The 25,758-nt window shown below is 36.8% G+C and carries 24 protein-coding genes, 5 pseudogenes and 1 riboswitch; of the genes and pseudogenes, 8 read left to right on the forward strand and 21 right to left on the reverse strand.

Features of this window, described 5'->3' with window-relative positions:
* Positions 1–526: 526 nt before the first annotated feature.
* The 4 genes from BN1243_RS08890 to BN1243_RS08905 are packed head-to-tail and all read right to left on the reverse strand — an operon-like array spanning position 527 to position 5,531.
* The gene (locus tag BN1243_RS08890; RefSeq protein ID WP_062106066.1) at positions 527–1,186 is read right to left on the reverse strand and encodes a J domain-containing protein; all 660 of its coding nucleotides are present in this window, start codon (positions 1,184–1,186) and stop codon (positions 527–529) included.
* 11 nt (positions 1,187–1,197) lie between these two features.
* Entirely contained in the window at positions 1,198–2,175 is a 978-nt protein-coding gene (locus tag BN1243_RS08895; protein ID WP_195892095.1) for a PP2C family serine/threonine-protein phosphatase, read from the reverse strand.
* Between the two features lie 19 nt (positions 2,176–2,194).
* Positions 2,195–2,962 carry a vWA domain-containing protein gene (locus BN1243_RS08900; RefSeq protein ID WP_062106070.1) on the reverse strand — a complete coding sequence of 256 codons (768 nt, stop codon included), beginning with the start codon at positions 2,960–2,962 and terminating at the stop codon, positions 2,195–2,197.
* Positions 2,963–2,966: 4 nt separating this feature from the next.
* The gene (locus BN1243_RS08905) at positions 2,967–5,531 is read right to left on the reverse strand and encodes a CFI-box-CTERM domain-containing protein (protein ID WP_062106073.1); all 2,565 of its coding nucleotides are present in this window, start codon (positions 5,529–5,531) and stop codon (positions 2,967–2,969) included.
* A gap of 470 nt (positions 5,532–6,001) precedes the next feature.
* On the opposite strand from BN1243_RS08905, the gene helD reads away from it, so the two are divergent.
* Together helD and BN1243_RS22600 are read left to right on the forward strand one after the other, a co-directional pair.
* Positions 6,002–8,344, forward strand: a complete 2,343-nt coding sequence (helD, locus tag BN1243_RS08910) for an RNA polymerase recycling motor HelD (protein WP_062106075.1) — start codon at positions 6,002–6,004, stop codon at positions 8,342–8,344.
* A gap of 163 nt (positions 8,345–8,507) precedes the next feature.
* Complete coding sequence (locus BN1243_RS22600; protein WP_230200150.1) at positions 8,508–9,104, forward strand: hypothetical protein; 597 nt, start codon at positions 8,508–8,510, stop codon at positions 9,102–9,104.
* 675 nt (positions 9,105–9,779) lie between these two features.
* On the opposite strand, the gene BN1243_RS08920 is transcribed toward BN1243_RS22600, so the two are convergent.
* Positions 9,780–9,962, reverse strand: a complete 183-nt coding sequence (locus tag BN1243_RS08920; RefSeq protein ID WP_069201775.1) for an aspartyl-phosphate phosphatase Spo0E family protein — start codon at positions 9,960–9,962, stop codon at positions 9,780–9,782.
* A 30-nt stretch (positions 9,963–9,992) separates the two neighbouring features.
* A riboswitch (cyclic di-GMP riboswitch) is annotated at positions 9,993–10,077 on the reverse strand.
* A 349-nt stretch (positions 10,078–10,426) separates the two neighbouring features.
* Between BN1243_RS08920 and BN1243_RS08925 the strand changes: the two genes are divergently transcribed.
* Positions 10,427–10,906, forward strand: a complete 480-nt coding sequence (locus BN1243_RS08925; RefSeq protein WP_062106080.1) for a hypothetical protein — start codon at positions 10,427–10,429, stop codon at positions 10,904–10,906.
* Between the two features lie 93 nt (positions 10,907–10,999).
* Here BN1243_RS08925 and BN1243_RS08930 read toward each other — a convergent pair whose 3' ends face one another.
* On the reverse strand, positions 11,000–11,869 hold the full coding sequence (locus BN1243_RS08930; protein ID WP_062106082.1) for an AraC family transcriptional regulator: 870 nt from the start codon (positions 11,867–11,869) through the stop codon (positions 11,000–11,002).
* Between the two features lie 275 nt (positions 11,870–12,144).
* Here BN1243_RS08930 and BN1243_RS08935 point away from each other — a divergent pair, with 275 nt between their 5' ends.
* A complete protein-coding gene (locus tag BN1243_RS08935; protein WP_062106084.1) occupies positions 12,145–12,672 on the forward strand; it encodes a hypothetical protein in 528 nt (175 codons plus the stop codon).
* Here BN1243_RS08935 and BN1243_RS21670 read toward each other — a convergent pair.
* From BN1243_RS21670 to BN1243_RS21680, 5 genes and pseudogenes are all read right to left on the reverse strand, one after another.
* Positions 12,656–12,939: pseudogene (locus BN1243_RS21670) on the reverse strand (class I SAM-dependent methyltransferase); the annotation flags it as partial. The gene BN1243_RS08935 and the pseudogene BN1243_RS21670 sit on opposite strands and share 17 nt — an antisense overlap.
* A gap of 100 nt (positions 12,940–13,039) precedes the next feature.
* Positions 13,040–13,624, reverse strand: a complete 585-nt coding sequence (locus tag BN1243_RS08940) for a GNAT family N-acetyltransferase (RefSeq protein WP_195892096.1) — start codon at positions 13,622–13,624, stop codon at positions 13,040–13,042.
* 223 nt (positions 13,625–13,847) lie between these two features.
* Positions 13,848–13,964: pseudogene (locus BN1243_RS21675) on the reverse strand (sugar O-acetyltransferase); the annotation flags it as partial.
* A gap of 58 nt (positions 13,965–14,022) precedes the next feature.
* Positions 14,023–15,114 (reverse strand): PQQ-dependent sugar dehydrogenase, encoded by a 1,092-nt coding sequence (locus BN1243_RS08945; protein WP_062106087.1) that lies wholly within the window; start codon positions 15,112–15,114, stop codon positions 14,023–14,025.
* Between the two features lie 98 nt (positions 15,115–15,212).
* Positions 15,213–15,326 (reverse strand): annotated as a pseudogene (locus BN1243_RS21680) (alcohol dehydrogenase catalytic domain-containing protein); the annotation flags it as partial.
* Between the two features lie 130 nt (positions 15,327–15,456).
* On the opposite strand from BN1243_RS21680, the gene BN1243_RS08950 reads away from it, so the two are divergent.
* A complete protein-coding gene (locus BN1243_RS08950) occupies positions 15,457–15,786 on the forward strand; it encodes a winged helix-turn-helix transcriptional regulator (protein ID WP_062106089.1) in 330 nt (109 codons plus the stop codon).
* Between the two features lie 83 nt (positions 15,787–15,869).
* Here the strand turns inward: BN1243_RS08950 and BN1243_RS22605 are convergent, their stop codons facing one another.
* From BN1243_RS22605 to BN1243_RS08960, 3 genes are all read right to left on the reverse strand, one after another.
* Positions 15,870–16,010 carry a hypothetical protein gene (locus BN1243_RS22605; protein ID WP_230200151.1) on the reverse strand — a complete coding sequence of 47 codons (141 nt, stop codon included), beginning with the start codon at positions 16,008–16,010 and terminating at the stop codon, positions 15,870–15,872.
* 32 nt (positions 16,011–16,042) lie between these two features.
* The gene (locus tag BN1243_RS08955) at positions 16,043–16,594 is read right to left on the reverse strand and encodes an NADPH-dependent FMN reductase (protein WP_062106091.1); all 552 of its coding nucleotides are present in this window, start codon (positions 16,592–16,594) and stop codon (positions 16,043–16,045) included.
* 87 nt (positions 16,595–16,681) lie between these two features.
* Positions 16,682–17,626, reverse strand: a complete 945-nt coding sequence (locus tag BN1243_RS08960) for a ring-cleaving dioxygenase (RefSeq protein ID WP_062106093.1) — start codon at positions 17,624–17,626, stop codon at positions 16,682–16,684.
* 298 nt (positions 17,627–17,924) lie between these two features.
* Between BN1243_RS08960 and BN1243_RS08965 the strand changes: the two genes are divergently transcribed.
* On the forward strand, positions 17,925–18,872 hold the full coding sequence (locus BN1243_RS08965; protein WP_062106095.1) for a cation diffusion facilitator family transporter: 948 nt from the start codon (positions 17,925–17,927) through the stop codon (positions 18,870–18,872).
* Positions 18,873–19,014: 142 nt separating this feature from the next.
* On the opposite strand, the gene BN1243_RS08970 is transcribed toward BN1243_RS08965, so the two are convergent.
* The 3 genes and pseudogenes from BN1243_RS08970 to BN1243_RS08980 all read right to left on the reverse strand — a co-directional run bounded on the left by BN1243_RS08970 (position 19,015) and on the right by BN1243_RS08980 (position 20,897).
* Positions 19,015–19,731 (reverse strand): class I SAM-dependent methyltransferase, encoded by a 717-nt coding sequence (locus BN1243_RS08970; protein ID WP_062106097.1) that lies wholly within the window; start codon positions 19,729–19,731, stop codon positions 19,015–19,017.
* A 285-nt stretch (positions 19,732–20,016) separates the two neighbouring features.
* Positions 20,017–20,402 (reverse strand): annotated as a pseudogene (locus BN1243_RS08975) (YxiJ family protein).
* 54 nt (positions 20,403–20,456) lie between these two features.
* Positions 20,457–20,897: a DUF4275 family protein gene (locus BN1243_RS08980; protein ID WP_062110527.1), complete on the reverse strand. Its 441-nt coding sequence runs from the start codon at positions 20,895–20,897 to the stop codon at positions 20,457–20,459.
* 353 nt (positions 20,898–21,250) lie between these two features.
* Here BN1243_RS08980 and BN1243_RS08985 point away from each other — a divergent pair, with 353 nt between their 5' ends.
* On the forward strand, positions 21,251–21,697 hold the full coding sequence (locus tag BN1243_RS08985; RefSeq protein WP_230200152.1) for a DUF3885 domain-containing protein: 447 nt from the start codon (positions 21,251–21,253) through the stop codon (positions 21,695–21,697).
* A gap of 7 nt (positions 21,698–21,704) precedes the next feature.
* Positions 21,705–21,773, forward strand: a pseudogene (locus BN1243_RS22610) (DUF3885 domain-containing protein); the annotation flags it as partial.
* Between the two features lie 250 nt (positions 21,774–22,023).
* On the opposite strand, the gene BN1243_RS08990 reads toward BN1243_RS22610, so the two are convergent.
* The 4 genes from BN1243_RS08990 to BN1243_RS09005 form a co-directional block, all read right to left on the reverse strand.
* A complete protein-coding gene (locus tag BN1243_RS08990) occupies positions 22,024–22,527 on the reverse strand; it encodes a DUF2812 domain-containing protein (RefSeq protein ID WP_062106101.1) in 504 nt (167 codons plus the stop codon).
* Positions 22,508–22,861 (reverse strand): PadR family transcriptional regulator, encoded by a 354-nt coding sequence (locus BN1243_RS08995; protein WP_062106103.1) that lies wholly within the window; start codon positions 22,859–22,861, stop codon positions 22,508–22,510. Before BN1243_RS08995 ends, BN1243_RS08990 begins: the two co-directional genes overlap by 20 nt.
* Positions 22,862–23,562: 701 nt before the next feature.
* A complete protein-coding gene (locus BN1243_RS22615; protein WP_230200153.1) occupies positions 23,563–23,730 on the reverse strand; it encodes a hypothetical protein in 168 nt (55 codons plus the stop codon).
* Between the two features lie 568 nt (positions 23,731–24,298).
* Complete coding sequence (locus BN1243_RS09005; protein WP_062106105.1) at positions 24,299–25,753, reverse strand: Na+/H+ antiporter NhaC family protein; 1,455 nt, start codon at positions 25,751–25,753, stop codon at positions 24,299–24,301.
* Between the last annotated feature and the right edge of the window lie 5 nt (positions 25,754–25,758).

Below are 25,758 nucleotides of genomic sequence, written 5' to 3' on the forward strand. Positions count from 1 at the left end.
GCGGGACAGGTGAGACCCCACAGGCGTTTACGCCGAGGAGGCTCACCGCCCGCCCCGCGGAAAGCGAGCAACTGTAGCGGAAATCAACCAAGCACTGTCCTGGTAAGCAACAATGTTTACAAAAACAACCTATTAAAAAAATAAATAAATATGTGACGCTTCTTTGGCATGTCTTTTTTTGAAAAGGTTTTGAAAACAAATACCAAATCTTCAATAATGCTCATTTCCCAGTAATCTTTTGGAAACTCAGCAAATTTACGCCTCTATATTCCGAGAGTCTATATAAGACACTTTTTGGTGTCTAAATTATACGACACCAAAGAGTGTCTCGTCAATCATATAAAAATAAAGTTTAAAGAAAACCCCTTCTTATTTTGATAGCTTAACCTATATTTCTTCCTCTAAAAAATACATATTGTGGTGTTAAAAATTTTTTCAATGAGACTCTAGTATCTTCAAATCAATATATTCTATATTAAAATGAAAAAAACCACAGAGTGACACTTCTGTGGCGAAGAAAATAGCTTCATTTAGATAAATAAGTTGTTGCTTCATTAATTTGTTTAAATAATTCCGGATCTCCAAATTCCGTATCAGGGTGGGTTAAACGCATCCATTTTTTGCCTGCTTCACGAATTTCCTTACCCTCATATTTCTCTTTCGGATTAAGACCCAATCGTAATAAATACTTTGCACGTTGATTCACAACATAGCTAGAATACTCGATTTGCGCAGATTCCAATAACTGAACTAGTAATGTTGTCATTTCTCGTTCCTTTTCAAAATGCTTAACGACTTCATCAACCGTATTCGTATCTTTCAATAGAGAAGTAGCTAAAATAGATACACTGATTCGAATGAAAGTGTAGAAAAGGAAAATGGTTTGGTCATTTTTCCAGTAATCTTTTAAAGATAGATATTCCATGCAGGCAAACAGTTCCGAAAAAGAAGTTTGCCTGCCAAAAGTCACTTCCTCTCCATCTAGTTGGAATATGACTCGATCGATCGAACCCTCTTCGGTTTTCTCCAACTGAATCCTGTTATTTCCCGATTCCATTACTAAATGGGAGCTTTGGACAATAAAGGTAGATTCGGTGCTTCCATGCACATTTAGCTTTATTAGCTTGCCTTTTATCTGTAATCTACCAAAGATCGGATTCACTAATTTTTTTCTAATCATCTTCATAGAATAATCACCTAGTTTAAATAATATTTACCTTTTTGATAGGTGATCATTCCAGCCTTCATTAATGCATTGACATTCGCTTTTACATAAGACCTTTTCACAAGCATTGCTTTCGCAAGTTGTTTTAATGTTAAAGGCTGTTGTAGGAGTTCAGTCATTTTATCCCACTTTTTAATTGAGCAATGTTTTGGATTGTTCAAATAGTGAACGAGCAACTCCTTATCACTTCTTGTCAATTTTGCGTAGGAGGGTGATTCATTCACCATTGTCATCATCACCAAAGCACAATCGTCCTGAGTTTTCTGTTTCACAAGATTTTCAAAGCTTTCTTCCAATAATCCATTCAATACTTGTTCCTTATGAATCGATGATTGTTCAGCTAGTTTGCTAATAAAAGGAGAAAAATAATTACGTTCTTTCGAATACAAGCTTGCTGCCGTTCCATCAGACATTAGAAAGAAGGAAGAAAAGGACGAGACATCCCTACTTTTAAATAACCTCAAATGGCGCCACGCATGCTGTGATGTCGTGAAGATTGTCGCATTTGCATATTCACCATTTTCTGCAGAGGATAAATTCATCCTTTTTCCATGCTTAATTGTACCGATTTCTCCATCACCTAAATGGAGGATTAGCACATTGTTTCCCTTTACGGCAACAGCTAGCAAAGTCGATGCGAATGCTTTTACAGGCTCCTGATGAGATTCCGCCAGCTGATGAAGTTCATTTAAGACGGTATCCATGACCATATGCTGTGCTTCTTCCACTTCATTCATTTCGAAAATGTCATCAAAGCAATCGTATAGCAATGCACAAATTGTTTCGGTCACACGCTCTGCACCGTAATGAGAGAGAGAGGCACTGCCAGCACCGTCAGCAAGTGCCATGACCGTTACCTCTCCTCGTTTATAATAAATCTTGTCTTGTACAGGAATATTTTTCTTTGCATGTCCTCTTCCTTGGACTGCTGTACCAATTATGCTCCACATATCTGTTATGCTCCTGCTCTTAAATTTCGCCCCAACTTTTAATTCCATCTACATTAAGTTTGATAGAGTCACCTGGCATCGAGTCCGATACCGTACTTACTGACTGGCTTAACCATTCGAAGAACTCTTTAAAGTTCATTCCTTTTAGGCGTAATGGTGTCCGTTTCGGTGAAAACTTTGCCAGTACACTCATATCTGCTTCTGGACCAATTCCGATTGGGAAAATAGTAAGTTTTCTATTATTAATAAGTTTGTTTGTACGCTCGATTGCACGGCGTAATTCACTTTCTGTTCCGTTTGGCTCACCGTCTGTCATTAATACGAGCCAAGGCTGGTAATAGTCAACACCAGCTTCTCTGTACTCATTTTTTCGTTCTTCTAAAAGATCTAATGCTAAATTAACGCCTTCACCCATAGAAGTTGTACCGTCTGCCTTCAGTTCTGGCGGATCCGGCTGAATATCAATGGTAGAATAATCAACCAACGTTTGAGCTTTACTATCAAAGGTCACGACACAAATTTCCGCGCCATATCGAGCTACTTCATCTTCTGAAATAGCATTATAAAAATGGTTTATGCCGTCCTGGAGCTCTTGCAATGCCGTAATTCCGCCTTCAACGATGTTCCACTCCTGACCATCCTGAAAGACGGTACGTCCAGTGTTTCTAGTTTCTCCACCAACGATTCGTAGCATAGATGAGCTTGTATCAAGGCATAAACAAATTGGAATTCTTGGTGTTGGGTTATCTAATAAATCCTCCATGCGCATAAGCTGATTTTTTTCCATTATGTTATTCCCCCTGTGTTGTACGTTGTTTTAAATGGTTAAACATTTCTATATATAGGTTTTTGCATTCTTGATATTGACTATTTTCAATGAGTTGTATACACGGCTGAATATATTGTCGCATGATCATTATGCAAAGTTCTTCATATTGCTCGCTTTGTTTAATGTATTTCACAATTGTAGGTGCATCTTCATAATATTGCTTTATTATGCTCGGTCCATCTGTCTGTGCATTCAGCCAATTGTCACGATAACTTCGCAATGTTTCTAACTCATAGCAGTTATCCGCTAAATCGTAATATTCACAGGCAACCGTTGTTAAGAAGCACCAGCGACGACTGCTCCTTGTTGATTGACTTGATCGTGATTCTGTCTCCGGCTGAGAATAATCTTTATGTATATGAGATGTCGTTTTATTTGAACGTCTGCAATCTAGACAACGCTTAGGATAATTATATCCGCGTTGATCATAAAACTCTTTATCTCTATATGTTAGAGAAAAATAGGTTCGGCAATCGGAACATTGAATACTTTTGAACTCACTATTATAATGAGCGTTACAATCTTTACAATGTTCAAATCCCTTTTTCATGTGCTTCACATGCTTTTCAAAGTTAGTAAAAATCATCTCTTTGCCACAGCGGGCACACCCGTATTCTTCGCCTTTATTGAGACAGCCGCGGCAAATATTTTTAGTTAGTTGCCATTTTTGATAGCTTTGGTCACAAAGAATACAGTTTTGTAAATTCTGTTTCGAATCACCAATCATTTTGAAACGACTAGGAAAAACATCGTTCGCAATCTCATCTTGTTGTACTAGTCTCCCAGAATCAAGATCGCTGAAGTACTTTTTCATAATCTGAATCCAATCTTCCGTTTTCAATCGATCAGATTCATTGGCATGTGGCTGACCCTTTTGAAATGTTTGATAAAAAGCCTTTTTTACCCGATAAGGAAGATTACTCCAAATATAACGCCATTGGCCTTTTGGAGTGTTTTCTGCTCGTTCTTCTTGACCGTAAGTATATGGGAAATCCATGGATTTTATATTTTCCGCATTTGTATCTCCGCCTGTTTGGCTGTATGGGGATTTTCCAAGAAAAAGAATGCTGAAGACAAGGGTGGCAACAGCAAAATATTCGTTTCCAAAGGTCCGTAGAAAATCTTTAAAGTTTTTCCCTTGAATTTCTGGAGCTGTATAATTATCTGTTCCTACCGGACATGGAAATCCTTCCACCTGATTACTATCCACATCTACTAAATACACTTCTTCTGGTGAGACAACTAATATATTAAAAGGATTAATGTCTCCTAGAATAATATTTCTTTTTTGCAAGTAATCGATTTTCTCCAAAATGGTTAAGCTCAGTTTCACTAAATCTTTTCTTGTCCAATTTGGATGACGGTTTTCAAATACCTTTTTCGGAATAAATAAGAAATGCTTTAATTCCTTTCCTTCCGCTTTAGGCATTGTATAACCGATAAATTCATTATATTCGTTATACAAAATATCAATGGGATAGCAAATTCCTTCTTTTTGAATAGGTTTGCTAACCATCAATTTCAATTTTTCATGCTTTTCTACCGTTACCTTTTCTCTTTTATAAATTTTCGCAACAACATTTTTATCATCTGTTGCATAAACTGTTCCTTCTCCGCCACTCCCAAGTTGTTTGCGAAGGTGTACACGACGCTTCTTATCGGTTTGGACATAATCTCCTGCCTCCGGCAACTTGTTTATATGCATTGTTTGGTCTGAGACTGGAGTAATCTTAGTTGCTAATTTAAATTTTTCCTTTTCTGTAACTCCCGCCTTTTCAGACTGAACGTGAGGCTTCTGAACGGTTTCACCATCTGCTCTTACTCTCTGCAAAAAGCCGAAACGGTCTACTTTTTGAACGTGAACTTTTTTTCCTCGGACAGACTGTGATTGATTCAGCAACAGAATATCCTGACCAAGCTTGATATCATTCGTGATTAAAAGAATGGCATGGGTTACTCTTAAACGGGTTATTTGGGTATTGAATACGTTATCTGCAAAATTATCCAATGATTGATCACCGTAAATATCAAGGTGTCCTTTTTGCTGAAGCAGTGCCAAACGACGAAGAGTTTGCGTAGCCATCTTAGCTAACTCAGAATTATTCTCATTATTTTGATGCTTCTTCAATTCCTCATATACCTTAAATGGCAAAATTAATTTTTTTCCATGTTTCTCTAAATGAAATGCTAGCCGTTTTAAGAACTCTTCACTTATCGGTTGTAGTAAAGAGCTCGTATCGATAAAAATAGCTTCGCTTTGACTGATCATATAGTCCATATACTGCAACGACCTTTTATCCATAGCATTTTCATTAAGTGGTTCAGTTGTATCTTTTTCTCGATGCGATGGTTTCGTTCCCTCTGTTTTCGCCGATTGCAATTCTTTATATAATTGCATTAATTCCTCTTCAGTTAATTCCGTATCTGGATTTAGTTTCCTCTGGATACCGGTTCGGTTAAGCTGGAGAATTAATTGATTCAGGGGAAGGTTAAGTTGTTTCGCAAGGTACTGTACCGTAAGGCTCATTGGATGCATCCCCTTTTTAACATCTGGTCTTTAACAACTTTTGAAATAGGTATAAAGTAATACCACTAGTACTTTTAATTTTACTATAAAAAGGGATACCTGTATATGGATGAAATGGGCATTTTTAGGAGGATATTCATCCCCATTTGTTAACTTCATATCTGAATTTCTAAAAACAAAAAAACCCATCTATTTTCACATAATGAAAAATAGATGGGTTTTAAAGTTATTTAATCATTTAAAGAACGATTGGAAATGGTTTCCGTACAGAAGGTATATCGAGAATCACTTATAGACCGTCAATGATAAAATTAATGTTAAAAACATTGAAAAAAGCACTTTTATATGGTAAATTTATATAGATATACATCGTTATGTACTTTTCTGCAAATTATCCCTACTATAATTATACAATGTGATCAATCTGTTCGTCAACCCCTTTATAAACTTTTTTTTAAGGAGTGTTTGCTATGAATTTGCGACTTCAGCAGGAACAAAAACGATTAGACACTGTAATGGAGACCATTATGGAGGAAATAAACAGATTGGAAGAGGAAACCTCCAAGCGTCGAAACGAAGTAGTTCAGATACGTAAGCACTTTTGGGACGAAGTCAAAGTGAATACGGATACCTTTGATGATTACCTTGAGACCATCATCGGCTTGCGGCAAGAAGCACAAGCTTTATCCGTAAGCCAAAGCACCCATAGACATGCATCTAAGCGTTTATCTACTCTGCGCCGAATGGAGGAAATTCCTTATTTTGGTCGGATTGATTTTATCGAAGAAGGGAATATAACTGCGGAACAATTTTATATTGGTATCTCCACGCTTAGGGATCCTAGTGGCGAAAATTTTATGATCTACGATTGGAGAGCTCCTATCTCGAGCGTCTACTATGATTATCAGCCTGGTTCAGCAAAGTATGCGACACCTAGCGGTACGATTAAAGGTCTGTTGGAGAAAAAATGGCAATATCTTATCCGTGACGGTGTTCTTGAGTCTATGTTCGATACAAGTCTCACGATTGGAGATGAAATTTTACAGCAGGTTCTAGGCAAAGGGACCGACAAAAAAATGCACAATATAGTAGCAACGATACAACAGGAGCAAAACCGAATTATTCGTCATGATCGCGGAAGGCTGCTCATTGTTCACGGTGCAGCTGGAAGTGGTAAAACATCAGCTGCCATGCAACGAATCGCTTATTTGCTCTATAAATATCGAGATCGACTGAACGCTGATCAAATCATTCTTTTTTCTCCTAATACAATGTTTAATAGTTATGTTTCCAATGTGCTGCCAGAACTTGGTGAAGAAAATATGCAACAGGTTACATTCCAGGAATATTTGGACCATCGTCTAAGTAAAGAATTTCAAGTCGAAAATCCATTTGATCAATTGGAATATGTTTTAACAGCTATGAATACCACCTCATACAGGTCAAGGGTTGCAAGTATTCGGTTCAAAGCATCGACCCGTTTTTTCGAGGCACTCCAATCATATAAACAGTCATTAGAAATATCAGGAATGCTTTTTAAGGACATACTCTTCAGAGGGAAGCCAATCGTTACAGCACAACAAATAGCAGACAGGTTTTACAGTCACGACACTACTCTTCGTTTCCATAACAGACTCGAAAAATTGAAGGATTGGCTACTTATAAAAATTAAGGAAACCCAAAAGATCGAATGGACAAAGCAATGGGTACAGGATGCAATCGAACTGCTAAGCAACGACGAATATCATAAAGCGCATCGCTACTTAGCCAATAAACGTGGCTATAAAAGAGAAGCGATTGTTGACTATGAAATGGAACCGGAAGCACTCGCCAGATTGATCGTTCACCAAAAAATGAATCCATTACGAAAACGAGTCCGAGCATTTCATTTTGTTGATATAAATGGGATATATAAGCAGCTTTTTACGGATCTCTTGCAAATCAATGAGTGGCTAGAAGGTGAGACACCGGAAGAATGGGCAGATATTTGTCATACAACACTGGAAATGCTAGATAAAGGTAAGCTATTTTATGAGGATGCCACCCCATTTTTACTTTTGAAAGAACTGATTCAAGGCTTTCAGACGAACAGTTCTATTAGACATCTTGTTGTTGATGAGGCGCAGGATTATTCTCCTTTTCAATTTGAGTTTTTGAAGCGTTTGTTTCCATCAGCAAGTATGACAGTGCTCGGCGACTTTAATCAGGCGATATTCGCCCATGCTAGTAAAACGATTGATTTTAACACCCTAACCAACTTATACGGTCCGGATAAAACAGAGGTTATCAATATAGCAAGGAGTTATCGATCCACAAAACCGATCATTGAATTTACACGCAGACTTGTTCCAAGTGGCGATAAGATAATCCCATTTGAACGCGATGGTGAGCAACCTATTTTAAAAAAGGTGGCCGATCAAGCAGAGCTGCACAGCTCCATTATTTCCAAAGTCTCTGATTTGCAAGGACAAGGATTTAATAGTATTGCGATCATCTGTAAATCTGCAGAGGAAAGTTTAAGAGCATATGAAGCTCTTTCCGATATCGGGGATATTAAACTTTTAAAGAGCAATTCGATTGAATATGAACAAGGTGTCGTTGTCGTACCGTCCTATTTATCCAAAGGAATCGAATTTGATGCCGTCATAATTTATAATGCAGCGGAGGATGTATATGGTGATGAAAGCCTGCGAAGAGTTTTCTACACTGCTTGCACTAGGGCTATGCATTATTTACAACTTTACAGTATAGGTGAACCAAGTCCATTTTTACAAAATACTTTGCGTGAAGGTTTTATTCAAGTATCCCAATAGGCGAACAATAGTCATGAAAGTCCAGACCGACTTCGGCTCCCGAAGGCTGTATCCCTTGAATGATCAGTGTTAGATACTAATTTTTCTTTGACTGTTCTATTTAAAATGAATTTCCAAGATCTTACAATAACAAGTCATAAAATCTCCTCCTACAGAACTAGTTATGCTTTTGCGCATAGCACTTAATTACCATTTCACAGAAGATCAGCTCATTACGGGCACGATTCAGCATCAATCGTTACCGTTTCACAGAAGATCAGTGCATTACGGGCACGATTCAGCGTCAATCGTTACCATTTCACAGAAGATCAGTGCATTGCGGGCACGATTCAGCGTCAATCGTTACCATTTCACAGAAGATCAGTGCATTGCGGGCACGATTCAGCATCAATCGTTACCGTTTCACAGAAGATCAGTGCATTACGGGCACGATTCAGCGTCAATCGTTACCATTTCACAGAAGATCAGTGCATTGCGGGCACGATTCAGCATCAATCGTTACCGTTTCATAGAAGATCAGTGCATTACGGGCACGATTCAGCGTCAATCGTTACCATTTCACAGAAGATCAGTGCATTACGGGCACGATTCAGCGTCAATCGTTACCATTTCACAGAAGATCAGTGCATTACGGGCACGATTCATGATAAAGCCTCTCAAAGTCCGTGGGCATCCTCTGTTCTCTCGGACGGGACTTGATAAACCACATATTCGTTTCCTTGGCATGGAGATTCAGGAGCCACAACCATATTCGCTGTAAACCTCAAGTGAATATTGTAGCTCCTGAACGAGGAACAGTAAGAAATAGACAAAGAAGGGACTTTCTGTTCGATTTTGAACAGAAAATCCCTTCTTTGTATTTAATAAACCATTAGGCTACAATATACTTTTTCAGTGTCTCGTTTAGAACGGGGAATTATCAGATGGCTTTCCATGAGCAAAAGAATACCTCAGTTGATTGGAGTGGAAGGCGGCGACTCCTGGGGGATATAGCATGACAGGTGAGATCCCGCAGGAGCGTAGCGACGAGGAAGCTCACCGCATGCCCCCGGAAAGCGCCCGCCTGGAACGGAAATCAATGGTAACTAGCAGACGTTCCGTTTGTAGATCATTATCCCGTTCAATGTAGAAGGGTCGATCATTAATAAAAAATGAAATCCCCCCTATTAAATGTAGGAGGAGAAATAAAATATTGGTACTAGAAAACCTTGTACCATCTGACTCGGCGAATGCCAAGAGTCTATTTAATTTATAAGAGGGTATTCTGTTAGTCGCTCGCAATTCCGCAAATGGCGACTCTTTTTTTCCACTTACTGACTTAAAATCCAAACATGTGGCTCCGTTCATCTGAAGTAGTCAAACATTTAAGCAAATGCGATATACCAACCCATTTAATATTAAATACCTATGTTAATGCCCCTAAAAAGGAAAAACTTTATGCCAATTTAGGTAAATTATTACTTTGCAAGCATTTTTGATAGATCGCGATCAGTTCATCCAATTTTTGACTGCAATAAAGAGTGGCATTACTATTTAACCCAGTTAGTCGAACCGTTTGAACCAATTCTCTTTTAAGTTGATTGATCCTGCGTTCTAAAATATTGATTTCTGTCAGCACTAGCAATCCTCCTAAAATATGTACTATATTTTAGGCAACTCAGCCATCATAGTTAAAAAACCTTAGACCTGTAGTTTTGCGTCCTTATTTTTCAATAAGTTTGCCCTTTCTTATTTCTATATTATATTAATTAAGATTTGAAATTTGTCACATTATGTCGCTAATGACAAAAAGATCACAAAATCGAATTTTTTTCGAATTCATCCAATAGGTAAAGGCTAATTCTGATTTTCCCCTCCATTATTTTTCTCCAACATTATTGATTAATCGCTTATTATCTAAGAAATAAACTAGTAAAGTATCTCAAATAGAGCAATTACTTATAGCAAAAATTTAACTAATAAAAACTCAACAACCTTCTTCGCCATTTGTAATTTCGTTTTTAACGTATCGAAGCACTTCCTACTTTGGAATATTTTTTTTGATATTGTGAAATCTAATTAAACAGAAAGGAGATAAATTAAATGATTGTACCTTTAGTTCGAATTGGTTTCATTTTATCTTGGCTAACTGCTTGTTTTATTCCCCAAAAAACAGTTAAAAGATTTCTGCCTGCTTCTACAATGTCTGCATTATTAGTTATGACCACGGTTTTTATTGGCTCTCATTATAACTCTTGGGAAGTGAAAGGCAGTACAAAAACAAGGATTTATAATATATTAAGTGTTATTTTAGGTCCTTTCTCAGTAGGAACATTATGGATTTTCCGTTTAACTTACGGGAGATTTTGGTTATATTTATTAATTAACTTATTGCAAAATCTAATTTACGCCTTCCCCATTTTGACCCTACTAGACAAGATAAACTTCATAAAGTATGTTAAATTCACACGAATACATCATCTCATTGCATCCATGTCATTTGCCTTAATCATATATGGATTCCAATCTTTTCTTGAGAGGCCTTTACCAAGATGGTTGCGATTGTCCAAAGCTCTCAAATGAGAGCTTTGGTACTCATTCGTAGAGTGCAAGCGGAATAATCTGGTATTCTCAAAGACCTTAGTTCTCCTCTACAAAAGTAGCTCGCATATATTCTTACATTTCCCTTTTCTTTATTGCGATCCAAATTTCACTATGAACATTACTTCTATCAGACAAGTCCCCTGTAAATGAAATCTCCGGTGCTTCCACTAATTCATAATCTGAAGAAGGAAGCCATTCTGAAACTATTTTCCCCCATGTATCCTGCATAACTTTCGGAAATTCACCTTTAGATGAAAAGACTGCCCAAGTTAGAGCAGGGACTTCGACTGTATCAAACTTCTTAGAATCTAACTCTCTTGTAGTTAAAACGCCAATCATATGATCAAGTCCGCCCTTTTCTTCCATTCGTACATCATCAAAACTATAAGATGCACTCACTATTTGGTTTGGCTCCATATTTGCATAACTGTACAGTATTTCTCGTTGTTCGTGTGTAATACTTTTAGCCAACTTAATAATTTCTTGGTTTTCTCCTTCAAATTGAATAGGAACTCTTTTTTTCACACCGACAATCTTAAACGACTCTTTTTTCTCAATTCTATAATCCATATTTATTCCTCCTTGAATTGTTAATTGGAAGGAGAGCTTAGGAAATGCTTTTAGCATGTTTTTCTTTTTGACCTCTGAAGGACTGATTCCCGCCCATTCTCGAAAAGCACGTGAAAAACCATCAACAGATACGTAACCATATTTGAATGCTGTTTCGGTCACACTCATTCCTTCATGAAGCAAGTCAAAAGTAGCATTAGATAATTTTCTATTACGCACATACTCACCTAATGACATACCGGAAAGAAAGGAAAACATTCTTCTAAAATGGTAAATAGATGTTCCCGTCATTCTTTCCAACTCGCTTTCATCAATCTCGTCATGCAACCGTGATTCAATATATTCCAACGCCTCGTTCATACTTTTTAACACTTGTTATTCCCTCCTCCTGCGTTCATTATATTTAAGGTCATAAAATAATACCCGACGAAAAAGAAACGTATTTTGCCGGATTATATTTTTATTGAAAATCTGATTTCAAGACTTATCACTTTGTAAAAAAACACCTTATCTTTAAATCCTAATATGGAGAAAGACCCTATTTAAACATCCGACTTTATAAGCCTATCGAAGTTTTTTACCCAATGACTGTCATATTATTTTCTTTCCAGGGAATATTATTTGGTGGATACATTGGAGGGGTTGAAATGGGGAAAAAGTTAATGAAATATAACAAATTAATATTAATTTTGATGATGGGTTTTTTATGGCTCACACTACCCTTTATGGGGAAAAAGGCAGTTAAGCGATTTTTGCCTGCTGGTATCTTTATTGCTTTAGTAACAAGGTGGGAAAATTCTATTGCTAAGAAACGAACTTGGTGGTGGTGGTATGAAAAACTCCATCCAAGATTATCTGGCTCCTTCCCTTTTATATGGGGCCCATTTATGGTTGGTTCAATGTGGATTCTTAAAATGACTTATGGAAAATTTCCCCGTTACCTTATTTTAAATTTGATTGTTGATTCAATTTTTGTCTTCATTTTAATAGATAAGTGGCTGACAAAATGGGGAATTGCATCTTTGGTACGTATGAAAAAACTTCAATTATCACTTCTATTGTTTATTGACTCTTTGATTTTATATGGATTTCAAAATATTGTAGAGAAAATTAGGGAATTCCGCAAAAAGCATATGGAAATTGAAACAGACGATAATCCATCCCGATTTGATTAATATAAGGATCATCTGTTTTTTCACGGGCTGCTCCAAGCATTTTTTTAGATATGTCTACCCCGATCACTGAGCTTGCTTGCTGTTCTTGTGCGTATCGGCAATGCCAACCAAAACCGCATCCCAAATCAAGTACATTTTTATTTTTCAACTCTGGTAATAACCCTTTTAAAACTGGCCATTCTCCGGCCGCTTCAAGCCCTTTGACTGATCTTGCATTTTTTCATATTCGAAAAAAAATACATCTTGATCATATTTATTTTGTTTCATCGTTATAACATCTCCAATTTTATAAATCACCTTATATTGGTCTTTTCGGGTTCAAATTACAGGTTGTCACATTTGGTTGCATTCTCCTGCAACCACCTTACTAAAAATTTGTTGTACCCAGTATTTTAATTTTATCAAAGTCCTGCTTTAACAAAGAATACATATATAAATCATCAAATTCACCACCTGTAAGCTCATAACTTCTTAATAAACCTTCTCTGATAAACCCCAACTTCTCTACTAAATTTTGTGAGGATAGATTAGGTGGCTCTATCAATGCTTCTATCCGTTGAAAATTCAGATGTTCATACCCATACGTGATTATCGCTTCAACTGCCTCTGCAGCTATGCCTTTTCCCCAATGTTCTCTACTCAACTCAAAGCCAATTTCCGTACGGAGATGTCGAGAAACATGGTTATGAAAACCACAACTACCAATAACAATCCCTTTCTCTTTTAAAGTAATCCCCCATCTAATACCAGTTTTATTATCTTGTATGGACTGATACCATGAGATCTCCTCCAAGGCATCGTTTATTGATTTAAAAGGTTCTAATCCGTAATACTTCATTACCTCTTCATCAGACAGATAATCTAAAACGCTTTTCGCATCTTCGTTTGTTATTTTTCTTAATACTAATCTTTTAGTCTCAAGCACAGGAAATGTATCAATATCTATGGTCATAGTAACTTCTCTCCATTTTTTTAAAATCCTACTTCGTTACTTTAAGTATATTTTCTTTCGCCTTACTAAGCTATCCTTTTTAGAAGAATAAAAAATATTTACATTGGTAATTAACGTACCTACCGTCACTTAAAACATTGCTTACAAGCTCTCGCAGGAGTCGCATTCTACATTAGTAAATTCCTATACATGATCGCTTTTTATTTTCTAAAGCCTAATCATTCTAACTATGGTCAACTTTTTTAATTGCTCTTGCTGGTACTCCTGCCACAACCGTATTTTCCAGAACATCCTTTGTAACAACTGCCCCTGAGGCAATGACAGAGTTATCGCCAATTGTCGACTCTTTCATGTCCATTTTATTCAATCACCTTTCTTTCTCGTTATAATGTTTCCCATCAATTTAGATCTGAAATTGAGATGCGGTATAACCTATCGTCGTTTTCTTGTGGATTACCACGTCCATCCGAATTATTACTAATGAAATAAAGGTGCTTATCCTCAATTAACACATCTCTAATTCTGCCCAGATCCGTTATAACTTCACGATATCCACCTTTTTCAAGGTCAAATTCTAAAACTGCAGATCCTCTTAATGCAGCAACGTATAATTTCCCATTATAATAGTCCATTCCTGATGGTGCCCAAGTTAATTCTTTTCCAGAAGTAAATAGCGGTGAAACCATCCCATCCTGTTCATCATACCCTTCAATACTTGGCCATCCGTAATTTTGACCGGCTTCTATTCTATTTATTTCATCATTTGCACTATTTCCGTGTTCACTAGCATATAGCGTACCATCGGGTAACCAGGTCATTCCTTGAGGATTACGATGACCATAACTATAGACATATGAATCTGAAAAAGGGTTATCATTTGGAATCGACCCATCTAAATTCAATCTCAAAATTTTCCCGCCTAATGAATGGAGGTCTTGCGCGATTTCCCGTTCAGAGGCGTCCCCAGTTGTTGCATAAAGTTTATCATCAGGCCCCATTTTAAGTCTTCCTCCATGATGATAAGATCCACTTGGAATTTTATCGAGCAACACACTCTCTTCCCTCCAAACATGATCTTCCAAATGGAGCGTGATAATCCGGTTAAATTGGCCAGAATTGTCTACATACGTATAGTAAGCATATGCTACATTCGATTCCTGAAAGTCTGGAGCAAGTACGAATCCTAATAGCCCTGCCTCTGCAGCTGTTGCAAGCTCCTTCTCAAGTTCTACACGCTGTCTTCCTAGTTCTCCATTTTCAATTTTCACGATCGATCCAGCTCTTTCTGTCAGATAGAAAATATCATTGATCTTTTCAATTGACCAAGGAGCTTCGAGATCTTCGGCAACTACTTCTAATGCTTCGTTTTCCAGCTGACTTGATGGTATGTTTTGCCCATTATTGTTATGTCCTGCATCTTGTTGATTATTAGCGGAACATCCGACTAGTAAAAGAATAAACACCAGAAATATACTTATCATTTTTTTCAACGTAATCACCTTTTTTATTTTGTTAATAGCCACTTCCATTTTAACTTAGATATACAGGTTAATGAACATCATCGGCAGTACACAAAGTAAATTTAAGTGGCAATCTCATGTCCAGGTACGAGCGGATAGTTCACCGGACCCCATTCACCATGAGCAGTATGGATATCAGAATGACATATACCTGCATATTTAATTTCAATTAGAACATCATGTTTTCTCATTACTTAGTTACTTTATATAATACAGTTCTTATAGACAATTATATGTCTATTAGTAACTAATTTGCCTTTTATAATCTATTAACTATTTGTGATATAATATAAATAGGAGAGGTGAATGTAATTGACACAACCTACAATCTGCCCAAAGTTTGAAAAAGCTATCTCCCTACTTAGTCAAAGATGGACGGCATTAGTTATTTATCAATTATTATTAGGTACACAGCGTTTTAGTGAAATTCAATCAGCTATAGGTATAAGTGGAAAAGTTTTATCGGATCGATTAAAAGAATTAGAACACCAAGATATAGTGAAACGTGAGGTTATACCCGAAACACCAGTCATTATTGAATACTCTTTAACAGAAAAAGGTCGTTCGATAGAACCAATTTTAAGAACTATCGAGACATGGTCTCAGGATTGGGGGAAAGAATCTGAGTTATCTTCAGATTAGTTGACAGTACGTACGAAAAAAGGTTGGCCACTAAAAATCGTTTACACTGATTTTTGGAGGGCAACCTTTTACATTGGATTTTATTATGTATTTTGAATACAGTTTATTACGTTTAATGCTGTTAAATAAACGGATATCACTTGCTTAAGAATCGTATTGGCGGCATCATTTAATGAAAATACATAGGGGATATAACGCTTGCCTACTTTTTTCCGATATAGCAAAGAGTATCGAAAAAGCAAACCAACTTGTTTTTTTACGCTCGATGTTTCTTAATTAGATCAATAAAGACATCGACATACGTTTGTAAGAATTGAGCAGTGTCTTCGTTCATCTTGCCGTTTCCATCAAATAATTTTGATGAATTTGCTAAGTAAACCTCAGGTTGTTGAACGGTTGGCATATTTAAAAATACGAGGCTTTGACGTAAATGATGGTTCGCACCAAACCCGCTTAAGTTTCCAATCGATTGACTAATAATCGCTGCAGGTTTACCATCCCATACACTTTGTCCATAAGGGCGTGAACCAACATCTAACGCATTTTTTAAGGCACCAGATATAGAACGATTATACTCTGGCGTCACAAACAGTACAGCATCACTCTCTTTAATTGCGTTTCGGAACGAAGTATATTCTGCAGGAACATTGCTTTCAGTATCAATATCCTCATTGTACAGAGGCAGATTACCGATTTCTACGAATTGTGTTTCATATCCTTCCGGGAATAATCCCTCAACACTTTTGGCAATTTTTGTTGAAAACGATTCTTTCCGTAAACTACCGCTGATTAGTGCAACCTTTACCATCATTAATCACCATCTTTTTTAGATTTTTAGTGTGCCATACTTAATATATCTCGTGCTCTTCACTCTATACATGACGATTTCCCATTATTATATTTCTTCAATAGGCGATAGTTTTGCTTCAATCTCAGCTCGGCGTTCCTCCAAGAATGGTGGCAAATCAAGTTTCTCTCCTAAATATTCCACATCGCCATCAATGGTAAACCCCGGTCCATCGGTAGCAATTTCAAATAGAATTCCGTTTGATTCACGAAAATACAAACTTTTAAAGTAGAAACGATCGACAATTCCTGAAGATTGGTAACCTCTTTGTTTCACTTGATCTTCCCAATAGGCCAGCTCTCCATCGTTTTTTACACGGATTGCTAAATGATGAATACTGCCACGACCTGGTTTTTCAGAAGGACCGTCTAAATATCTCACAACAATTTCTCCAAAAACCTCTCCTTTAATTGATTGAAAAACCGCTTCATCTTCTGTCCTGTTTATCTCTATATAACCAAACATATCTGTGAGTGTTTTTGCTAGTTTTTCAAGTCTTCGAACCGTCATTTCCACAGATCCCATCCCTTGAATTTGATGCTCCGCAGGGACCTCTGATTTTCCCCATGTTTCCCAGTGTTTTACCTTTTCCCCATTGGAAACGAGCAGTATCAAACGAAGCCCTTCAGGATCCTCAAATTTCAAAGCAGAATGATTAGCATATGTTGTGATTTCACCATGATACACACCATACTCCTCAAATCGTAATTTCCAATAATGGAGACTATCTTCTGAAGGAACTAGTAATCCAATTCTAGTAATTGCATTTGTGCCCCGATAAGTTTTTCCTACTTGTGGAATTTCGAAAAATGATAGTTCCGTACCTGGGCTACCTGTTTTATCTCCATAAAATAAGTGATACATCGACGGATCATCTTGGTTTACCGTTACTTTCACACGACGTAAACCAAGTATATGCCGGTAAAAATGATTATTTCGACTTGCATTTTTAGTGATCATTGAAATGTGATGATGTCCTGGAATGTTATACATTGATAATTCCTCCATTCAATTGACTAATCAAGTGAAAACTTAGTAAATAATACGGTATTTATTTATACATTCTAAAATGATTATGCTCAGGTTGTACATATATTAATTCAAACTTTTCTTTTTCCTTTTATTGACTTTATTTAAGTATTGTCAATTGTAGAGGTCTAATGCAACTGAATTGTTAAAGGGAACTAAAAGAACTGGGAAACTTTTTGATTGACATCTAATGAAGGAAGCAATACCATATATATGAACATATATTCATATATACATACTAAAGCCTTAAGGAGGAGTTAAAATGGGACACGAGCATGGCCATGATCATTCACACGGCACCAATAAAAAAACGTTACTGATTAGTTTTCTGATTATTACAGGTTATATGTTTGTCGAAGCAATTGGCGGATTTATGACGAACAGCTTAGCATTACTATCCGATGCTGGGCATATGTTAAGTGACGCTATATCTCTTGGGGTTGCCTTATTGGCGTTTACCTTTGGTGAAAAAGCTGCTAACTATAATAAAACATACGGCTATAAACGCTTTGAAATATTGGCTGCTGTTCTAAATGGGGTAACACTTGTATTGATCGCTGTTTATATTTTCTATGAAGCGATTCAGCGTTTTCAAAATCCGCCTGAAGTTGCTTCTACTGGAATGTTAACGATCGCTTCCATTGGATTACTAGTCAATATAGTGGTTGCGTGGATTATGTTGCGTGGCGGGGATGTAGAAGAGAATTTAAATCTGCGTGGAGCTTACTTGCATGTCATAAGCGATATGCTTGGTTCCATTGGTGCTATTATCGCTGCGCTACTCATCATATTTTTCGGTTGGGGTTGGGCAGATCCACTGGCAAGTGTAATCGTAGCTGTCCTTGTATTACGCAGTGGCTACTATGTAACAAAATCTGGGCTACATGTTCTGATGGAAGGGACACCACAAAATGTAAATGTAGATGATGTGATTCAGGCCATTCAAAATACAAAAGGTATACTAAGTGTACATGACTTGCATATTTGGTCGATCACAAGCGGGTTAAATGCGCTATCCTGCCACGCCGTAGTTGATGATCAAATGTCCATAGCGGAAAGTGAACAACTGCTTCGTCAAATCGAACATGATCTTGAACATCAAAACATTCACCATAGTACGATCCAATTTGAAACATCAGCACATCTGCATGATAATTCAATTTTGTGTAAGGCGAAAGCAACACCGTCTGGACACCACCATCATCACTGAGTGCAATAGTAATTGAATCAATGAAAAAACTCAAAATCCTCTCAATGATTGTATCAGTCGAGAGGATTTTTTTAAAAGCTAACAAAAGATGAAATAGAAGGCCCTATGAAACAATCAAGTCTCTAGTTTTCAAAGAAACCCCTTATTTTACACTGTGAAAAATAAAGGAGTTTGTTTTTGCAGTTGCTTGCTTAAACTCCCAATCTCCATACACTTGGATTTGTGAAAACCCTGCTCGTTGCAATGAGTCATCGATTTCTTCTTGAGTTCGAAATTTCAATTCCATTTTTTCATGAATTAGTACTTCATTAGTACGTGCATTTTTCACCGTTTCATAAAACGTATAAACATCTTCAACAAACCCCTCATACTCCGTCCAAATTTCAAGTTGCTCACCACTTATAGGATCCATTGCTACATCAGGAGTCAAATCTTTTTCCCATTGTTCCCATGTCTTTGCTAATGGATTGCGAGTATCAAAAATAAAATGGCCGCCAGGTTTTAAGGCTCGATATACATCTGAAATGGCAAGTTGCCAACTTTTATCTGTAAGAAATACTTGTGCAACATTAGCTGTCATGATAACAGCATCAAATGCATTTGATTTTAAATTTGAGCTATCACCAACAATCCAAGACACCTCACTTGGATACTCTTTACTTTTTGCATATTCAATCGCTTCTTCATTTGGATCAACAGCTGTAATATGATAGCCTACTTTCGCAAAATGAGATGTCAGCCTTCCCGTTCCGCAACCCAAATCAGCTAATTTTTTAATATTTAGCTTTTTTAAAAGTGCTAAAAAGAATTCATCGTCTTTGCTCCAGCGATTAATTTGATCGTATACTAGCGGAATCATTTTTTACCTACTTTCTATATCATACTTATTTATGCATGTATATTTAGCGATGTACCTTTACTGATACTTGGACCATAAATTCTCAAATACTTTCTTCCTCCACATTCCTTCGTTCTCAATTATTTCCCTGCCACAACTTTATTTTCGTGGGATAAGGAACAAGATTTAAACTTAAGGAAAAGAATTTTTTCCCGCCTTTGACTACACGTTATTCATAGGCATATCAGAGCTTTGATTTGATTCTGACAAGGGTTTCGGGAGTATAGAGTATTTTATTCTCACAAATCATTTCATAAATGTAGATAAATATTGCAACAGCATTTTTCTCGCCTTTTTAAAATCCATATATTCTTGGTAAAATCCCTCATATTGAGTTATATTATCTTCAAAAAATCTATATTGTTTAAAGAACTCAAAGAATAAAACCTCAACATTTCTATTTGATCTTTTGGAATTTCATTTGATTTACCAATTAAAACATAACTTAATGTCCCAGCAATGTTCATGCAATAAGTATTAAAATCTAATGTCAACCAGTTATCATCATCAGATAACGCGGCAAAAATATTACCGTAATCTTCTTGAATTTTATCAGTATCTCTATAGGGGAACGGTTTCAGCAATTTCTCATTTATTAATACGAGTTGTCTTTCAAAGACTTTTATATCCATTTCATCTTCTCCAATGTTTATGCTTTATTTCTGTTAAGCGATAATGCATAAAAATTAGTTTGTTTTGTCTTTTAGACTAAAATATGGACCGCACCAATCTGTTTCATGCGTTCTTACATAAGTCCAATTAAACTCTTTATCAACAACGTAAACATCTTCTTCATTTACAAAATCCTCGGCTTTTAGAGCTGATGCGTTTTCAAGGATAAAAGCATCATCAGTATGCTGATAAAAAACATAACAAAATTGTTTTGATAGTTCGTTAAATGTTATATCAGCTTGTTTTTCCTTTAAATACTTCCTTCTATCATAACTAAATACATGCCATAGGTAGCCACAAAAACCATCTTCATCATAAAGATAAATAGATTTCTTTTCTTTATCACTAAGATGATTAACAAAGTTATCTTCCCATTGCTTTCGAAGATATGTCCCCCACTTTGGTATTTCTATCACTTTTACTTTTTTAATTCTTAGTAAAGATGCTAAATCCATGATTTTCTCCAAGATGACACCCCCTTTTTATTTAATTTAATTGCTAATCGTATATTTCATAAGAGTATCCGCTATTTTTTCATTTACTTTGTACTTTAGGCTTTAATCCCCTATTACAAACGGTGTTTCTCGACTACAATTAGTTGTGGACAATTTACATCTGACATTTATAGACAACCTTCTAAACTAATTTTACCTTAAATCCTATTTTTACAAATTACATAATTATTTGCTATTTGGAGGAACAATATGATAAAGATTCTATCCCAATTCATGAAAGAGCATTTTGATCATCTCCCCCTGGACCGCCCCTACTTTATTCATGGAAATACGGTATCCGTTTTGAAATTTCCATGCCCTTGGTACAACATGAAGATAAGGGCAATCTTCAGCAAATAGAAGAAAGAATTAATGGGATATTTAATAAAGTTTTTCATGATAACGATGAAATATTACTGGTCACAGACATTCATTGTGAGAAGAACGATATCTTTTTACAAAAGAGACCAACAAAAGTCTATCAAAAATATATAAAAGACAAACAATTAAGGCGAAAACTGCAACATATGGTGTTACCAAGTGTTTTCTCAGAAGATGAAGACTGTGGGGATTATGAAGAAATGGTCACGCACCGATTTGCTCTGTCCTGTAAAAAGCACGACATTCGGTTTAAACCGCTCTTAACAGCTATTAGTTATGAGGATTTTCCACATCCTTCCAAAATTTTAAAAGGGTTCTGCCGCCCTGGCATTGACATTTATTTTGTAAATGTTACAAAGAAAATGATTTACCAATGCTGACCGTGGCTGTGACGTTATCGCCTCAAAAAAGGAAGATTTACATTCACTTTATGAAGAGCTAAATGATTGGATTTAAGACCATGAACGAGAACAAATTGATAAGTTATTCCATTAATCCATAATTTAAGAAAAACATCAACAAAAGGTGATTAACTGGGACCTTCTCACCACATTTCTTGCCATCAGGCTCTGCCTGCAAATGATCTAATTTTCCTTTGGGGACTTTGCAGACTAAGCAATATCTCTCCTAACACCTATTTTTGTTCAAGAAAAGCCCAATCCAAAAAAGATTGAGCACGAGTGCAAAGCGATTGAAACAAGAGTATCTATTTATAATAACTTATTTTTCGATTGAGTGTGAAAAATACATACAAATATAAAATAACAACCAACGCTACTATACAAGTTGCAACGATTTGAAAGACATAACCTTTCCAAGTAGCGATCAATCCAGCCTGACAGGCAAATAAGGCAACAAACATAGTTAAATAAAATCGAATCATTCTTTGATATGTTTCCTTCACTGACTCCCGGTCTGAGTATATTTTTTTCATATTTTCCTGATTAGCGGGCGTTCGGAAATAATGAAATTTTTCTATAAATGATTCAATATGCTCCCAACCTGAATCCTTGTATAATTGAAAATAATCGTCATCCGCATCACGAAAATCAATTTGATAAACATAGGAATGGTTAGGATCCTGTTCAAAATAATACGTGCCTAATCTGTATTTAGTAAAATGCAAGCCTTTTTTTGACATTTCCGTTAACCATTGTTCCTCTTTTTCAACATTCGAGGGTGAAAATAACTTAAGCTTCTTGACTGTCATCAAACTCACCTTCCAGTTCATTTATTATACTGCTTGCATTTCTTACAAGTGATTCAAGACGTTTATACTCCATCTGAAGAACCTCTTTACCAAGTGGAGTCAGCAGATAATATTTACGCCGATCCCCTTCATCTGCATCTGCTTTCGCAATAATTTTTTGTTGCTCCAACTTTCCAAGCGCCCCATACAACGTTCCAGGCCCCATCGAAACTTCCCCATGACTAATTTCCTCTACATCCTGCATAATCGCATACCCATGTCGAACTTCCCTAAGCGACAATAAAATGTAATACGTTGCTTGCGATAACGGTAAATAATCTTCAATTCGTTTCATTTAATTTCACCACCCTTGAATATCGACATTCAATATATCCAATCTCGATATATCAACTACCGATATAATAGCAAATCCATCTTTTATTGGCAATAGATTTTTTAAAAAAATAGGCCTTGAAAATTGAAGCTATAAAAAAAAGCCTTCAATTTCCTATGCCTAAATATCAGTTACAGCTGCTATTGTGAATCCCCTTGTACAATAGAATAAATATTAAGGGTTCGCAAAGGTCCAAGGGGGCAGATGCATTAAAAAAATCCCAATATCTCATTTTTGTGATAATGAGATATTGGGATTTTTAATATTGGATTGTTCCAATCGTTATACCGAATCCTTTCATTAAATTCGTTGCACTCTCATCAACACGAATATGAACGATACATTTCTCCTTCGATTTATGGTAAACAATGTTTCTCGGTTCTACTTAAAAAAACTCTTTATTAGCATTTTCATCTGGAATTGGACGTATAAGTGCGACTTCATCAATAATTTTTTTGTCATCTTCCTCATGATAAGCAAGGATCGAAACCAAAACAAACTGATGCAGAAAATAATTCTCTAACTTACTGCAACTTCATATTAGATCCCTCCTCTCCCTTTAATCCAATCTACTCTATTCCTGCAAAAAAGCATCTACAACTTTATGTAGATGCCATCTATTTTACCAATATTATTTATTTCTCCAATAAACATTTTCCCGCTTATGTTTTTATACCGTCAATCCAAACTACAGATTCCTTTTCATCAACTTCAAATACTAGCATAACCTGATAAAGTCCGAGCCTCACCCAATATCCTTCCAACATCCCATTGGCTATTTTCTTCGCCGTAATAGTAGGCGAATAGGATACACGTTTAAACGAATCCAAATATATTCTTTCCTTTACATCCGAGGTATGCTCGAATATTACACAATTCGTTTAACTCAGTTTACGACCAAAAAACGCTATATACTTTGTCCATGCAAACACAAACACATTCTACGCGACTTGGATGGTGATGGCAGATTCACATTGATGTAGTAGTGTTAACCTAAACTTAGTTTTTTCTAACATCCATATTCTCGAAGTCGATGATTAATTTATTTGCCAGAAAAAAGTCACTGCCGATGATCCCGTCAAATCCATGCTATTCTCTGACGTCGCCAAGCTGTATGGTGAAGTTTTTAAGTTGAAACTCATCAATATTCATAACGCCTACCTTTTGTTCAATCCAGATTTCGGTACCTCCAATACCGTACATCTTCGAAAGTTTTGCTAGAAAGTCCTGATATCCTATTATGAATAATCATTTAATTCTATTTCTAAACACAAAAAGAGTTCACCATGGAACCCTTTTTGTATAAATTTTGCTAGTATTTTTTCAGTTCTAATTTCGCGACGGACTCAATGTGTGTAGAGTGAATGCGGTATCACAAGAGATGTTGGTGATTTCCCTCTACAGTGAAACACTTTTGTTTGTATATTCTTGAGGATTTCTAACCACTTCCCCTCTAGAACCTTCATATTCCCGACCCCATCCTGTTATGATAGAGAACAATAGAACTAGGAACAGGACCATGCAATAAATCATACCGCTGCTTACTTGTGTTAATAAAAGAGGTGGAACAAAATCATAACCTTTTGTCAGCAAAGCACCAAGGAATACAAAAACACTTAAAAAAGGTATGACGAGAACGATCGCATTAGCAAAACCATCCAGAAGGTAGGCACGACGGTATGGATGCAAACCAACACGTTTGCCAATCTCATTCTGTACTTTTCCAAATGTCGTCATCGATGCACTGGTCACACCACCGAAGATCAACGTTGTAAACGAAATACCTAACATCATAGCCATTTCGGCACCGCGAACGGTCTTGCCCATTTTACTGTTAAGTATGCCATTTGTGACTTTTTCAAGCACTCCCGCACCGTTGAGCACACCCATTATACCGTAGACTGAAATAACCAACGTGACTATTGCCATCATGCTGCTGATTCCGCCCGTCAGGAATCCTATTGGAGCCCCATCCACAACAGAGATTATATTATTGAAATTTATAAGGTTAAATGCCAGACCCGTTATTGTCCCTAAAATAATACCTATAGTAATGGCTATATAGATATTGCGGGTATTGATCGCTACAATTAGCATGACGGCTACCGGAATCAACATGACCAGTGTGGTAGGATTCATGTTATTTCCAAGAATATCCGAAGCTCCCACACCGACCGTGCCGCCGCCTCCGAAGATCCAAAATAGAACAAAAGAGACGGCCCCAGCGACCAAGGCGTACTTCAATCGGCTGGCAACACAGCCGCCCACTTCAGCGAACCCTTCTTTTCTTGTATACTCTTGAGTTCCTGCGGAGATGATGGTGGTATCTGATATTGGTGCTAAATTATCACCAAAAATAGAGGCACTGACGATCGCGCCTGCAAGGACCGTAGGATCGCATCCCAACAATACTCCCGCCGGGTAGAAAATAGGGAAGCAGGTAAACATGGTTCCGATGGATGACCCAGTAGCAGTAGAAATGACACAAACTGCTAAGAAAGTAAACGCCGTGAATAATCCCCCATCAACACCCAACAAGTCCGCTAGCCATACAAAACCTTCCGAAATATTAGTAGTTTTGATCAGTTCCGAGAACATCCCGATGACGAACAGAAGGATGGTAATTGGTACAGCTTCCTTTACTCCATCATAGACTGAATCCCAGAAACGATTGTAGTTACCCTTTTTCACAAAAATGGCACCTACCATAAGTGCGACGAAAGCTCCCATTGCCAGAGCATACATTTCAAACGCTTTAAAGACAATAAAATACAGTATGCAGAAAAATAGAAAAATAACGACTGGAATAAACGCAGCTCCCCAGCCACCTCTAAATTCAAGTCTTTGATTCATATTGA

The sequence above is a fragment of the Bacillus niameyensis genome, from assembly GCF_001375535.1.
In the GTDB taxonomy this organism is placed as follows: Bacteria; Bacillota; Bacilli; order Bacillales; family Bacillaceae_C; genus Lederbergia; species Lederbergia niameyensis.

What these genes read in the sequence shown, in the direction of transcription:
- BN1243_RS08965 (WP_062106095.1), top strand. Translation starts at nt 17,925, where the DNA reads ATGGGACACGAGCATGGCCATGATCATTCACACGGCACCAATAAAAAA.
- BN1243_RS08955 (WP_062106091.1), bottom strand. Translation starts at nt 16,594, where the DNA reads ATGGTAAAGGTTGCACTAATCAGCGGTAGTTTACGGAAAGAATCGTTT.
- BN1243_RS08940 (WP_195892096.1), bottom strand. Translation starts at nt 13,624, where the DNA reads ATGACCATAGATATTGATACATTTCCTGTGCTTGAGACTAAAAGATTA.
- BN1243_RS08905 (WP_062106073.1), bottom strand. Translation starts at nt 5,531, where the DNA reads ATGAGCCTTACGGTACAGTACCTTGCGAAACAACTTAACCTTCCCCTG.
- BN1243_RS08925 (WP_062106080.1), top strand. Translation starts at nt 10,427, where the DNA reads ATGATTGTACCTTTAGTTCGAATTGGTTTCATTTTATCTTGGCTAACT.
- BN1243_RS08935 (WP_062106084.1), top strand. Translation starts at nt 12,145, where the DNA reads ATGGGGAAAAAGTTAATGAAATATAACAAATTAATATTAATTTTGATG.
- BN1243_RS22600 (WP_230200150.1), top strand. Translation starts at nt 8,508, where the DNA reads ATGCTTTTGCGCATAGCACTTAATTACCATTTCACAGAAGATCAGCTC.
- BN1243_RS08995 (WP_062106103.1), bottom strand. Translation starts at nt 22,861, where the DNA reads ATGAAACGAATTGAAGATTATTTACCGTTATCGCAAGCAACGTATTAC.
- BN1243_RS09005 (WP_062106105.1), bottom strand. Translation starts at nt 25,753, where the DNA reads ATGAATCAAAGACTTGAATTTAGAGGTGGCTGGGGAGCTGCGTTTATT.
- BN1243_RS08980 (WP_062110527.1), bottom strand. Translation starts at nt 20,897, where the DNA reads ATGGATTTAGCATCTTTACTAAGAATTAAAAAAGTAAAAGTGATAGAA.
- helD (WP_062106075.1), top strand. Translation starts at nt 6,002, where the DNA reads ATGAATTTGCGACTTCAGCAGGAACAAAAACGATTAGACACTGTAATG.
- BN1243_RS08970 (WP_062106097.1), bottom strand. Translation starts at nt 19,731, where the DNA reads ATGATTCCGCTAGTATACGATCAAATTAATCGCTGGAGCAAAGACGAT.
- BN1243_RS08890 (WP_062106066.1), bottom strand. Translation starts at nt 1,186, where the DNA reads ATGAAGATGATTAGAAAAAAATTAGTGAATCCGATCTTTGGTAGATTA.
- BN1243_RS08900 (WP_062106070.1), bottom strand. Translation starts at nt 2,962, where the DNA reads ATGGAAAAAAATCAGCTTATGCGCATGGAGGATTTATTAGATAACCCA.
- BN1243_RS08990 (WP_062106101.1), bottom strand. Translation starts at nt 22,527, where the DNA reads ATGACAGTCAAGAAGCTTAAGTTATTTTCACCCTCGAATGTTGAAAAA.
- BN1243_RS08895 (WP_195892095.1), bottom strand. Translation starts at nt 2,175, where the DNA reads ATGTGGAGCATAATTGGTACAGCAGTCCAAGGAAGAGGACATGCAAAG.
- BN1243_RS08985 (WP_230200152.1), top strand. Translation starts at nt 21,251, where the DNA reads ATGCCCTTGGTACAACATGAAGATAAGGGCAATCTTCAGCAAATAGAA.
- BN1243_RS08960 (WP_062106093.1), bottom strand. Translation starts at nt 17,626, where the DNA reads ATGTATAACATTCCAGGACATCATCACATTTCAATGATCACTAAAAAT.